We start from the raw sequence: 13,515 nt of genomic DNA, 5'->3' as shown, positions 1-13,515 counted from the left end.
GATGAATTTGGGGATATAAGTTAATTTAAACATAACGGTAAATTTGTTCTAATCAATAAAAAAATTAAAGAACATGAAACCAAATACTTCAAAATTTGATAAAATACTAAATGCTTCAGAACAATTTGGGAAAGTAAACCACGAACCCGATTCCAGTAAAGAAGTACAAGTGAACAGCCAACAAAAAACGATGCCTTTTTCTGATCAAATCGGAAATTACCAACGAAACAAAGGCATTCCCTCCGCATCTTTCGACAAAAGCAAAGTATATATTGTGGGAAGTGGAATTGCAGGAATGTCTGCAGCTTATTATTTTATCCGCGATGGACGTATTCCTGGGGAAAATATTGTTTTCCTAGACCAATTGTCTGTTGACGGTGGCTCTATGGATGGTGCTGGAAATGCCAAAGATGGATATATTATACGTGGTGGACGTGAAATGGATATGACCTATGAAAATCTGTGGGATATTTTTCAAGATATTCCTGCTCTAGAATTGCCAGAACCTTACAGTGTTTTAGACGAATATCGATTAGTGAACGATAACGATCCTAATTATTCAAAAGCCCGTTTAATTCATAATCAAGGACAAATAAAAGATTTTAGCAAGTTTGGTTTAGAAAAAAAAGACCAATTGGCAATCGTCAAGTTATTGATGAAGAAAAAAGAAGAATTGGATGATTTAACTATTCAAGATTATTTTAGCGAATCGTTTTTAAATAGTAATTTTTGGTTTTTTTGGCGTACTATGTTTGCCTTTGAGAACTGGCATAGTTTGTTAGAATGTAAGCTTTACATGCATCGCTTTTTACATGCTATAGATGGTATGAAAGATTTCTCTTGCCTGGTTTTTCCAAAGTATAACCAATACGACACCTACATAACGCCATTGAGAAAATTTCTTGAAGGAAAAGGAGTTAAAATTGAGTTGAATACATTAGTAAAAGACTTAGATATTCATATTGATACAGAAGGAAAAGTAGTGGAAGGAATTATTGCTGAAAGAGATGGTAATGAAGTAAAGATCCCAGTAGGCAAAAAAGATTATGTGATTGTAACCACAGGTTCTATGACAGAAGACACTTTTTATGGTGATAACAAAACAGCACCCGTAATTGCAATTGACAACAGCACTAGCGGACAAAGTGGCGGCTGGAAACTTTGGAAAAATTTAGCTGCAAAATCTCCAGTATTCGGTAAACCAGAAAAATTCTGTTCCAATATTGAAAAATCTGGTTGGGAATCTGCAACATTAACTTGCAAACCATCCGCTTTTACAGAGAAATTAAAAGAACTTTGCGTTAACGATCCCTACTCAGGAAAAACAGCAAGTGGCGGAATTATCACCATTACAGATTCTAATTGGTTAATGAGTTTTACTTGCAACAGACAGCCTCATTTTCCTACGCAACCCGATGATATTTTAGTAGTTTGGGTATATTCTTTGTTTATGGATAAGGAAGGTAATTACATTAAAAAAACAATGCCACAGTGCACAGGAGATGAAATTTTAGCGGAGCTATCTTATCATTTAGGAATTATAAATCAGCTAGATAACGTAGTAGAAAACACAATTGTTAGATCTTCTTATTTACCGTACATTACCTCTATGTTTATGCCAAGAGCCCAAGGTGATCGTCCAAGAGTTGTTCCCGAAGGTTGTAGCAATTTAGGTTTAGTAGGACAATTTGTAGAAACAAACAACGATATTGTTTTCACGATGGAAAGTTCGGTAAGAACAGCAAGAATAGCGGTTTATAAATTATTGAATTTAAACAAACAAGTTCCTGATATCAATCCACTACAATATGATATCCGACAAATATTAAAAGCAACTCAATCGTTAAATGATTACGAACCTATTTTCGGAGAAGGAATCCTAAGAAGAGTGTTAAAAGGAACTTATTACGAACATATTTTGGTGAATACCGATGAAGAAAAAGAAGAACACGAATCTTTTTTCGCAGAACAATTAAACAAATTTCAAGATTGGATGAAAGAATTAAAAGTTTAAAAAAATAGACTCCAAAAACGGATTTGTAATTACTCAATCCCTTCTTTTTTCAATTTAATAATTATTTCAAATTAAAAACTAGAAAGATGAGTTTTAAAAATGTAACGCTATCACATAATGGTGTTTTGATATCCCACAATAAGAGGATTTGCAATGCGTGAAAACAATAATAAACTACACTAAAACAAAAAAGCTACAAGAAAATATTTCTTGTAGCTTTTTTTAGTTACAAACTAAAAATCTATATTTTAGATAAAATATTGTAATCCTGCTGCTTGAATACCCCAAAATTTGCTACAAACGCTGGGCAAACAACATAAATACACAATCCAATTCATTACCAGAAATAGAGCGATGTGGCTAACAAAAGTAAACCCAGCAAATTATCAGAACCGATATAGCAAATGTGATGAAGCGCGTTCCTAGCAATCATTAATTCGTGTATAACTCTCTAAAATTTCATTTCGATACCAAGTTCTAAATTCCTAATTTGCGGCTTCAAATAATTAGTATCAAATGAAGGTCTGTATTGCCGAAAAACCAAGTGTAGCAAGAGAAATAGCATCTGTATTAGGTGCCAATACCAAACACGATGGCTATTATGAAGGGAATGGTTATGCGGTGACCTACACTTTTGGACATTTATGCACCTTAAAAGAACCCAACGATTATAAACCACATTGGAAAAGTTGGGATTTGAATAATTTGCCCATGCTACCTGAAAAATTTGAGACCAAAGTAGTAGAAAACTCTGGAATTCAAAAGCAGTTTAAAATTATAAAATCTTTATTTGACAAAGCCACATTAGTTATCAACTGCGGTGATGCTGGACAAGAAGGAGAACTCATACAGCGCTGGGTGATGAATGAAGCGCAATACAAAGGCGAAGTGCAACGCTTGTGGATTTCATCCTTGACAACCGAAGCCATTAAAGAAGGTTTTCAAAACTTAAAGCCATCTGCTTTATACGATAATTTATATTATGCTGGATTTTCTAGAGCCATTGGCGATTGGTTGCTGGGTATGAATGCGACGCGTTTGTACACCGTAAAACATGGTGGTTACAAACAAGTTTTATCTATTGGTCGCGTACAAACGCCAACATTAGCCATGGTAGTAGATCGGTTTAAGGAAATTGAAAATTTTAAACCACAACCCTACTGGGAATTACAAACTTTATATAGAGAAACACTTTTTAGTTATGAAGAAGGTCGTTTTACAAACAAAGAAGACGGGGAACTTTTAGCCAATAAAGTCAAGGAAAGTGATTTTGAAATTATTGCTGTCGAAAAAAAGAACGGAAATGAGTTTGCTCCTAAGTTATTTGATTTAACTGGATTACAGGTCTATTGCAATACCAAATTTGGGTTTACAGCAGATGAAACTTTAAAAATTGTACAAACCTTATATGAACAAAAAGTAGTTACGTATCCTAGAGTAGACACCACTTTTTTACCAAGCGATATTTATCCGAAAGTGTCTGGTATTTTACAGAATTTAACTAATTATGGCGAATTGACACAACCATTATTAGGAAAAAAAATTAAAAAATCACCTAAGGTTTTTAATGACAAAAAAGTAACAGATCACCACGCAATTATTCCAACAGGAGTTCAAAATAAGTTGCAATACAATCAGCAACAGGTTTATGATATTATTACAAGACGTTTTATTGCCGTTTTTTATGATGATTGTTTGGTAGCCAATACCACCGTTTTGGGAAAAGCAGCCGATGTAACTTTTAAAACCACTGGAAAAGAGATCTTAAAAAAAGGATTTCGTGTTGTTTTTGATACTTCGACTCCGCTCAGTACTAACTCAAAGGAAAAAGAGGCTGATATACTTCCTAGTTTTATTGTGGGCGAAAAAGGCCCGCACCAACCTTCCTTTTTAGAAAAGGAAACAAAACCACCCAATCAGTTTACAGAAGCTACTTTACTTCGCGCCATGGAAACAGCCGGAAAACAAGTGGATGATGAAGATTTACGCGAATTGATGAAAGAAAACGGTATCGGACGTCCATCAACGCGAGCTAATATTATAGAAACTCTTTTTAGGAGACAATACATTATTCGTAATAAAAAACAAGTATTGCCAACACCTACTGGTATTCAATTGATTGATACGATTCAGAATGAATTAGTCAAATCGGCTGAACTTACGGGTTCTTGGGAAAAGCAATTAAAAGATATAGAGAAAGGAAACTATAGCGCTGGTTCTTTTATCAATAATATGAAACGCATGATTGAAGTCTTGGTCGATGAAGTGCGTAGTGAAAAGCGACACGCCAATATTTCTCACGCACAAGCTCCTCAGAAAGAAGTCGTCAAAGCAGAGAAAAAGAAAGCGGCAGGAATTTTGGCAGAAATTTGTCCGAAATGTAAAAACGGTTCTCTTATAAAAGGAAAATCAGCTTACGGTTGCAGCAACTATAAATCGGGATGTACGTTTGTGCTACCTTATATATTTGCTGATAAAAAAATCTCCGAGAATCAATATTTAAGATTGATTCAAAAAGGGGCTACAGTAAATTTAAAAGACTTTAAAACTGAAACTGGAGTTGTTGAGGGTTTACTCCGTTTTGATGAAAACTTCCAAATTAAATTAGAACCTAAAAAAACAATTGCTTCTAGTCCAGCAGATCAATCCAAATCTGCTTCGGATGTATTGATTTGTCCAAAGTGTGCAAAAGGAAGTATTTTAAAAGGCAAAACTGCTTATGGCTGTAGCCAATATAAGTTGGGATGCGATTTTAAAGTAACTTTTGATGAAGTCAGGTCAAAACTAAAAGATCAAAAACCTACAAAAGAAATTGTTCATACAATCCTAAAAAATAGTGCTAAATAACTGACTCCAAGTAAGTTTTATGCTCCTATAAATTTTTATACTTCTCAGATTATTAGAGTGAATTGAAGTTAATAAAGACCTTTAATAATCTCTACAAATGTTAAATATTTAAAACAAAACACTGATTTTCATATAATTAACAATCAATAAGATTTATTATTGATATTTAATCTAAATAAGCTTTGTGGATTCAAAATGAGGTTTTATATTTGCATCGTTATTTTTAATTATTCCAAATAAAGAATCATGAGCAATCAAATTAAAGTCCTTTTCATCTTATTATTAACATCATTTTACATACAAGCACAAGAAACCGGAATTATCGAAGGTAGAATACTTTCTGCCGATGGATTTCCGCTAAAAGGAATTGCTATTAAATTAGGCAAAGAAGCAAAAACTACTGAAACTAATGATAATGGTGAGTTTAGTTTCAAAAATTTTCCAATAGGAAGCCATACTATTACATTAGATGGTATCGGAATGAAGAGACAATCTAAAGAGATTAAAGTTTTACCAAATCAAACTAATTTTGTGGAGTTTAAATTAATCGAAGAAATTACCGCTTTAAAAGAATTGGTAATTAGAATTAAACAAACCCCAAATAAGAAAAAAGAAACTGTTTTATCTGGTTTGAATATTAAACCAATTGATTTGCCACAGAGTCTTCAAATTATAGGACATCATGTTATTGAACAACAACAGTCGGTACGATTGAGCGATGTAATCAAAAATATAAATGGTGTTTATGTTGGTTCAGCACGTGGAGGCGCATCAGAAACCTTCTGGTCTAGAGGATATGATATGTCTTCGAACAATATGTTTAAAAATGGATTCCGTTTGAATAGCGGTTCGATGCCGGAAGTTTCTTCGCTTGAAAGAGTGGAAGTACTTAAAGGAAGTGCTGCCTTATTATTTGGTAACGTTGCTCCAGGTGGTATCGTAAACATGGTTACCAAAAAACCTTCATTTAAAAGTGGTGGTGAAATTAGCATGCAAATTGGAAGTAATTCTTTCTATAAGCCATCAATTGATATTTATGGTCCTTTAGACAAACATATTGCATACCGTTTTACCGGTTCTTACGAGAACTCTGAAAGTTTTAGAGACGTGGTGAAAAAAGAACGTTACTATATAAATCCATCTGTGCTTTTTAAAGCGAGTGATAAAACAGAAATTGTATTACAAGGAGATTATTTACATGACAATTGGACTCCCGATTTTGGAACAGGTATTATTGGAAAAACTATTGTTGATATTCCAAGAAATACTTACTTAGGTGCTGATTGGTCTAATGGGCAAACTAGACAAGCGAGTGTTTCTGGATTAGTAAAACATGAGTTCAATGAAAATTGGAAATTGAATTTTAATAGTTCATTTCAAAACTTTGAAAGAACATCAAAAGGAACAGAACGTGTTCAACCAGCAGCAAACGGTGACTGGGGTCGTCCATTAGGTCAAAATAAAAATTCAGAACAAATTATTGGAGAACAATTTAGCGTACAAGGTAATTTTCAAACTGGTAGCGTAAAGCATCAATTGTTTACTGGAATTGATTTTGAAAATTCTTTTTCTCAAGGATATACATACACTTTTACACCAAATACTTATGGTAGTGGAAATATATTTGACCTTGATAATTTCAATCAAGGCGGAGCAATACCAGAAGGGACAAATACTAAAATTGTAAAAACAGATACCAACCGTTTCGGAATCTATGCACAAGATTTAATTTCTCTTACTGAAAAATTTAAAGTACTTGCAGGAATTCGTTGGTCATGGCAAGAAGCGCAAGCAACTAGTCAAGATTTAACTAAAACTCCTATAGTAATAAAGGAAGATGCAAAACGTATTGATCAAGCCTTTACTCCAAAAATTGGTTTAGTATACCAACCTACTAAAGACATGTCGTTGTTTGCTAGTTATTCCAACTCGTTTACACCAAACTCAGGAACAACAGTAGATCTAAAAGTAATTAAACCATCTATAATTGACCAATATGAATTGGGAATTAAGAAAGATTTCTGGAGAGGTTTCTTGAGTACAAATGTTACTTTATACCAAATTGAGAACAGTAATTTAGCACAAACTGCTGAGTTTAAAGCAGACGGATCAAGCAATACTGATTCCTCTATAAAAGTATTAAGTGGTGCAACAAAAAGTAAAGGAGTTGAACTAGATATTACAGCAAGACCTACAGAAGGTTTAAGCATTATGGCAGGATACAGCTACAATGACATGCGTTATACTAAAACTTCAGGTCTTCAAGGAAGTGCTATTGAAGGTGATCGTTTGACAAGAACACCTGCAAATACAGCTAATTTAAGTTTCTTTTACACATTGCCTTCCGGAATATTAAAAGGATTATCAATTGGTTCTTCTGCAAATTATATCGGGAAACGTGTTGGCGGATGGAACAACCAATATAAATCAAGCGAACCAAATGGTATATTTGATAGAGAAATTCCTTTAGATGGTTACACAACAATCGATATTTCTGCTGGTTACCAATGGGGGAAATTTTCAATCTTATGCAAATTATCTAATATTACAGATGAGTTAAATTATACGGTGCATGAAAACTACAGTGTAAATCCAATTGCTCCTCGTCAAGTAATGACTTCATTAAAATATAAATTTTAAGAAAACTTAAAATAGAATTATAAAAAACTTTTTTCTGTAAGGTCACAAATTGATCTTGCAGAAAAAAGTTTTTATTTTTTATATCAGAATAAGTTATTTTCGCAAATAGAAATCGAACACATAAAATGAAAAAGAAAAACTTCCGTAATTTACATAGAGATTTAGGCTATTTTTATATTGGTCTTATAATTTCCTTTGCCTTTTCTGGATTGATGATGAATCATAGAGATTCTTGGCATCCGGAAAAATATACAACGGAAACTAAAATGATTCAGGTGCAACTTCCAAAGGAGAACCAAATAAATGAAAAATTTGCTGAAGCGTTGGGTGTAAAATTAGGAATCGATGATAAACTCCGAAAACACAGCATTAAAAAAGGGAGTTTGAAAATTTCGTTTGAAAATCATGATCTAGAAATTGACCTAAAAACAGGAAAAGGGGAAATGGTAACTTTTATAAAAACACCAATTATTAGTCAAGCGATGAAATTGCATAAGAGCACTTCTAATTTTTGGATATATTATTCTGATATTTTTGCGTTGAGTTTAATCGCAATAGCATTAACTGGAACTATAATGATTAAAGGCGGAAAATTCAGCTTTAAAGAACGGGGTTGGAAACTAGCTTTAGCTGGAGTTTTATTTCCCTTACTATTCTTATTTTTATTATCTTAGTAGAAACAAGTACTGCTAAAATAATTTGCCAAATTACAAATAGAAAACAATTATCTACATTGAAATATGAAGCTCTCTCTAAAAAATTTACTTTGCCTTTTTGTGTTATTATTATCTACTTCTTGTATTTCTAAAAAAAATAGCAAACTTAGGACGAACAACCAATTCAATGAGAAATATAAAGAAAGCGTAAAATCTTTCACAGGAACATTAGACGCCACCCAATACAAAGAAATTAGAGCTTTATTTGAAAAGGAATTAAACACTACTTTGCCCCAAGATAAAAACATATTAATAAATTACAGTCAGAAAGCAGAAAATTGTATTTCACCAGAAATAAATAAAAGAAAAAAATCAATTCAAATTGACAATAAAATAAAAATTTCCCAATCAATCAGTGCCCAAAACAATACTATTGATTTCTTCGTTTATATGGAAGATAACTTTGATAAAGAGAAAGTAAATTTTATTTTAGACTCAGGATTTTTCTATAATAAAGTATTTACGCTTCACGAAAATTGTGCTGCTTTCTTTATTCTCAAATCTAATGGAGATTTCATGAAATTTTATGGTGAAGATTATTACAGTCAAGTTATCTACTTTTTAAAGAAAAAGTAATTTTTTACTATACCTTTCAAATAAAAATAAAAAATCCCAATTCTGAATAATCAGAATTGGGATTTTTTAATATCTAAAATGTCCAAAATCTATTTCAATCCAGCTAAACTTTGCTCGATCGTTTCAATTTTAGCAAGTGCATCCGCTTCTTTTTGTCTTTCGTTTGCCAAAACTTTTTCTGGTGCACCAGCTACAAATTTCTCATTTGCCAGTTTATTTTGAACTGATTTCAAGAAACCTTGCGTGTAAACCAACTCTGCAGTTAGTTTTGCTATTTCAGCCTCTACATCTATACTTCCGGTAATTGGAATAAAATATTCATTTGATTTTACTCGGAACGATAAAGCGCCATCCACTTTGTCTGAGACATATTCTAATGTAGTAATATTGCCTAATTTGGTTACAACCGAATCAAAATAAGTCGAAGTTTTATCATTATTAATCGCTTTCAATTCAATTGCATCTTTGAAAGGAATATTCTTGTCTTTACGAATTGTTCTAATACCTGAAATTACTTCAATTGTATTATCAAAATCTGTAATTAGATTGGCGTTAAATGGTTTCATTTCTGGCCAAGTAGAAACGATTAAAGCTTCCTCGGTCGTTCTTTCAGCTAAAATTTGCCAAATTTCTTCTGTCAAGAAAGGCATAAATGGATGCAATAACTTCAAGTTGTTTTCCAACATTTCAATCGCTTTCGCAAAAGTTACGCTGTCAATTGGTTGCTGGTAAGCTGGTTTTATCATTTCTAGGAACCAAGAACAGAAATCATCCCAAACCAATTTATAAATTGCCATTAAAGCATCAGAAATTCTATATTTCTCAAAATTATCTTCAATTTCTAAAAGTGTTTGTTGCAATTTGGCTTCATACCATTCTATTGCTACTTTAGAAGATTCCGGTTGCGCAATAACATCTGAAACTTCCCAACCTTTAATTAATTTGAATGCATTCCAAATTTTATTGGTAAACGCTTTTCCTTGGTTACACAAGTCTTCATCAAACATAATATCGTTTCCAGCAGAAGCGCTCAAAAGCAAACCTACACGAACTCCATCGGCACCAAATTTCTCAATTAAATCTAATGGATCTGGTGAATTCCCCAATGATTTAGACATTTTACGCCTTTGTTTGTCCCGAACTAAACCTGTTAAATATACATTTGTAAACGGTTTTTTATCGGTATATTCATACCCTGCAATAATCATACGAGCCACCCAGAAAAACAAAATATCTGGACCAGTTACTAAATCATTCGTAGGATAATAATATTTAAAATCTTCGCTTTCTGGATCCATAATTCCTCCAAAAACAGACATTGGCCATAACCAAGAAGAGAACCAAGTGTCTAAAGCATCTACGTCTTGTGTAAGATCAGAAATTTGAAGTTCATGGTTAGCCGTTTTTTCTTTGGCTAATGCCAAAGCTTCTTCAACAGATTCAGCCACTACAAAATCTTCTTTTCCGTCGCCGTAGAAATAAGCAGGAATTTGTTGTCCCCACCACAATTGGCGAGAAATATTCCAATCGCGAATATTATTCAACCAATGCGCATAGGTATTATTAAAACGCGCTGGATGTAATTTAATATCGCCATCTACCAAAACAGATTGTATCGCTGGTTTTACTAAATCCTCCATTTTCAAGAACCATTGGTCTGACAAACGAGGTTCGATCACCGCTTTTGTTCTTTCAGAAGTTCCTACTTTATTCAAGTGAATTTCCGTTTTTGCCAAAGCACCAATCGTTTCTAATTCTTTTGAAACTTCTTCACGAACTACAAAACGGTCTTTTCCTTGGTAATGCAAACCAAAACTATTTAGTGTAGCATCTTCATTAAAGATGTCTACTATTTCCAAATTGTGTTTTTCACCCAAAGCCTTGTCATTCATATCGTGAGCAGGCGTTACTTTTAGGCAACCTGTTCCAAATTCGATATCTACATACTCGTCTTCGATAATAGGAATAATTCTTCCGCAAATCGGAACGATGGCTTTTTTTCCTTTCAAATGAGCAAAACGCTCGTCATTAGGATTGATACAAATCGCAGTATCTCCAAAAATGGTTTCTGGCCGCGTTGTAGCAATTGTCAAAAAGTCTTCGGTTCCTTCAATTTTATATTTTAGGAAATACAATTTCCCTTGTTGTTCTTCATAAATAACTTCTTCGTCAGACAAAGTCGTTTTCGCTTCTGGATCCCAGTTTACCATTCTGTAGCCGCGATAAATTAATCCTTTGTTGTATAAATCCACAAAAGATTTTATAACAGATGCTGACATATCTGGATCCATTGTAAACTTGGTTCTCTCCCAATCGCATGAAGCACCTAGCTTTTTAAGTTGATCTAGGATAACACCACCGTATTTATCGGTCCATTCCCAGGCGTGCGCCAAAAACTCTTCGCGAGTTAAATCATTTTTATTGATTCCTTCTGCTTTTAATTTGGCTACCACTTTTGCCTCAGTAGCAATTGATGCGTGATCCGTTCCAGGAACCCAACAAGCGTTGAATCCTTTTAGACGTGCTCTTCTAATCAATACATCTTGAATGGTATTGTTCAACATGTGACCCATGTGCAAGACTCCAGTTACGTTTGGTGGAGGAATTACAATGGTATAAGGTGTTCTATGATCTGGCTCCGAATGAAAATAATTGTTTTTCATCCAATAGTCATACCATTTATTTTCTATATTTTTAGCGTCAAATTGTGCAGGGATAGTCATATAAAGCAACTGTTAAAACCAAAATTATACTTTGGTCTGATATTTGTAATTTAGATAGGGAACAAAAGTAAATAATTATGTACACTATAAAAAGATAAATAAAAATTTGTGCATTAATTAAAAGAAACTATTTTTACTAAATGATTCAAAACAAATAAAAATGAAAAAAACAATAATTTTATTCGCATTAGCATTAATAAGTAGTATTGGTTTTGCTCAAAATGGACCTAAAATCGTATTCTCTGCGCCAGACAACACAATTGATTATGGCCGAGTTACCAAGTCCGAAAATGGCACACGTGATTTCATTTTTACAAACACAGGCAACGCTCCATTAATCATCACCAATGTACTTTCTACGTGTGGATGTACGGTTCCAACAAAACCAGATGAGCCAATAATGTCCGGTAAAACAGGAAAAATTACAGTAAAATACAATATGGCTCCCGGACCTATTAGAAAAACAATAACTGTTGAATCTAATGCCGTAAATTATGATGAAGGAAGAGTGGCTATAAAAATAAAAGGAGAAGTAATTTCTAATTAATTTTTAAAATTTATCCAACCAAAAATGCTTCTGAAAATTTTCAGAAGCATTTTTTTTTATAAAACATCTTCTAATTGGAATCTGAATTTCAATACTTTATCTTCTCTTTCAATTTCTAAATTGATCCATTTATCGGTTTCCGATCTAAAAATGGCATTTATATGTTCTAAGGTCAGTTTATAAACTGTCTCGTGATTAATCTTAATAATTACATCTCCTTTTAGAAGTCCTGCTTTTGCCGCCGAAGAATTCTTACGAACATGTGCAATTTCATAAACAGGTTTCAATTGAAATTTATATTTGAAATCAGATTTTGTTGTATAAACCTCAGATTCATTAAACTTTGATGCTAATGGAATGGTTTCCATTGGTACTGTTTCTTGAACCCATTGCAATCCGTTGTGTTGCACTTCAATTCCACTTTTATTATAACTGAAATTGCTAGAAAAATTACCATTCTTTTTTAAAAATAGCTTTTGATTTTTATAATCAAAAACGACATTAAATCTCTTCATCACTTCACCGCCTACAGAACCCATTCTATCTGTAACCATGGTAACGTTTTTGATTGAAATAGAATCAGGAAAAGCAGCAATAAGGTTTTTAAATTCAAACTCTGCCAAATTAAATTTTTCAATTTTACCTCGCTTACCTTCAATATCACCACTAAATCCTTTCCCTAAGAAATCGTCAAAATTTTTCTGAGGAATAGCAATATTTTTTGAAGAATCTTCAAACAACCAGACGGCATCACTATTACCAATATCAATTAATAATTTGACTTCACTCTCTTGAGCATTCAACGTGATTTTACTTTTTAAGTATGGTTTTGATTTCTCTATGGTGATTGGAATTGTGCTAAACTTTTTCTGAATCTTATTTTGATTTTTCTGAATGTCCCTGTAAACAATTATGTGTTTTTTTCGATAATTGATTTCGACTAAATTATTCCTAAAAAAAGGATTTCCAATTATACCGTTTACCGGAATCCCTATGTGAGAAGATAAATTGAACTCAGGATCTAAAACTATATATAGCAAATGACTACTCATTTTTAAGCCACCACATTCTAAAACATTGTTTTGCGATTTTAATCCTTCAACAGCCGTTTGATTTCCAAGTCCACGCAAAATCACTTTCTCTACGTTTATAAACCGAAAATCTTTTTTTTCTTCTAAACTAAAAAGTATAGTTTCAGAAACTCCCGTGTCTAGCAAAAAATTGAGTTCAGTCCCATTTACTTTGATAGGCACAAAAATTAAATTATTTATTATTTTAAAAGGTATTTTTACTCTATTAACTCCTTCTTCAAACAAAAAACCTTGTTGCCCGTAGATCGGAACAATTAATAAAGAAATTAGAACTAAAAAAAGCACTTTAAGCATTGTGATTCATTTACATAAAAATAGGAAATTAATTGATTCAAAAATGTAGATTTAACAATATATACAC

General features: G+C 32.8%; 8 protein-coding genes. 6 read left to right on the top strand and 2 right to left on the bottom strand.

Features of this window, described 5'->3' with window-relative positions; translation table 11 throughout:
* The first annotated feature begins 73 nt into the window (after window positions 1-73).
* From J3S90_RS07300 to J3S90_RS07280, 5 genes are all read left to right on the top strand, one after another.
* Window positions 74-2,014 (top strand): oleate hydratase, encoded by a 1,941-nt coding sequence (locus tag J3S90_RS07300; protein ID WP_210645647.1) that lies wholly within the window; start codon window positions 74-76, stop codon window positions 2,012-2,014.
* A 516-nt stretch (window positions 2,015-2,530) separates the two neighbouring features.
* Window positions 2,531-4,861: a type IA DNA topoisomerase gene (locus J3S90_RS07295; protein ID WP_210645646.1), complete on the top strand. Its 2,331-nt coding sequence runs from the start codon at window positions 2,531-2,533 to the stop codon at window positions 4,859-4,861.
* Window positions 4,862-5,107: 246 nt separating this feature from the next.
* Window positions 5,108-7,501: a TonB-dependent siderophore receptor gene (locus J3S90_RS07290; RefSeq protein WP_210645645.1), complete on the top strand. Its 2,394-nt coding sequence runs from the start codon at window positions 5,108-5,110 to the stop codon at window positions 7,499-7,501.
* A 125-nt stretch (window positions 7,502-7,626) separates the two neighbouring features.
* Window positions 7,627-8,175, top strand: a complete 549-nt coding sequence (locus tag J3S90_RS07285; RefSeq protein WP_210645644.1) for a PepSY-associated TM helix domain-containing protein — start codon at window positions 7,627-7,629, stop codon at window positions 8,173-8,175.
* Between the two features lie 66 nt (window positions 8,176-8,241).
* Window positions 8,242-8,793 carry a hypothetical protein gene (locus tag J3S90_RS07280; RefSeq protein WP_210645643.1) on the top strand — a complete coding sequence of 184 codons (552 nt, stop codon included), beginning with the start codon at window positions 8,242-8,244 and terminating at the stop codon, window positions 8,791-8,793.
* Between the two features lie 89 nt (window positions 8,794-8,882).
* Here J3S90_RS07280 and J3S90_RS07275 read toward each other — a convergent pair whose 3' ends face one another.
* The gene (locus tag J3S90_RS07275; RefSeq protein WP_210645642.1) at window positions 8,883-11,516 is read right to left on the bottom strand and encodes a valine--tRNA ligase; all 2,634 of its coding nucleotides are present in this window, start codon (window positions 11,514-11,516) and stop codon (window positions 8,883-8,885) included.
* A gap of 160 nt (window positions 11,517-11,676) precedes the next feature.
* Here J3S90_RS07275 and J3S90_RS07270 point away from each other — a divergent pair, with 160 nt between their 5' ends.
* On the top strand, window positions 11,677-12,063 hold the full coding sequence (locus J3S90_RS07270; protein WP_210645641.1) for a DUF1573 domain-containing protein: 387 nt from the start codon (window positions 11,677-11,679) through the stop codon (window positions 12,061-12,063).
* A 56-nt stretch (window positions 12,064-12,119) separates the two neighbouring features.
* Here J3S90_RS07270 and J3S90_RS07265 read toward each other — a convergent pair whose 3' ends face one another.
* Window positions 12,120-13,448, bottom strand: a complete 1,329-nt coding sequence (locus J3S90_RS07265) for an aspartyl protease family protein (protein ID WP_210645640.1) — start codon at window positions 13,446-13,448, stop codon at window positions 12,120-12,122.
* Window positions 13,449-13,515: the final 67 nt, after the last annotated feature.

The sequence above is a fragment of the Flavobacterium flabelliforme genome (assembly GCF_017948675.1).
Lineage (GTDB): Bacteria > Bacteroidota > Bacteroidia > Flavobacteriales > Flavobacteriaceae > Flavobacterium > Flavobacterium pygoscelis.
The sequence above is the reverse complement of the archived record's forward strand: the minus strand, read 5'-3'. Positions and strand labels throughout refer to the sequence as shown.

Coding starts and splice junctions, on each gene's coding strand:
- J3S90_RS07300 (WP_210645647.1), top strand. CDS start 74: ATGAAACCAAATACTTCAAAATTTGATAAAATACTAAATGCTTCAGAA.
- J3S90_RS07295 (WP_210645646.1), top strand. CDS start 2,531: ATGAAGGTCTGTATTGCCGAAAAACCAAGTGTAGCAAGAGAAATAGCA.
- J3S90_RS07290 (WP_210645645.1), top strand. CDS start 5,108: ATGAGCAATCAAATTAAAGTCCTTTTCATCTTATTATTAACATCATTT.
- J3S90_RS07285 (WP_210645644.1), top strand. CDS start 7,627: ATGAAAAAGAAAAACTTCCGTAATTTACATAGAGATTTAGGCTATTTT.
- J3S90_RS07280 (WP_210645643.1), top strand. CDS start 8,242: ATGAAGCTCTCTCTAAAAAATTTACTTTGCCTTTTTGTGTTATTATTA.
- J3S90_RS07275 (WP_210645642.1), bottom strand. CDS start 11,516: ATGACTATCCCTGCACAATTTGACGCTAAAAATATAGAAAATAAATGG.
- J3S90_RS07270 (WP_210645641.1), top strand. CDS start 11,677: ATGAAAAAAACAATAATTTTATTCGCATTAGCATTAATAAGTAGTATT.
- J3S90_RS07265 (WP_210645640.1), bottom strand. CDS start 13,448: ATGCTTAAAGTGCTTTTTTTAGTTCTAATTTCTTTATTAATTGTTCCG.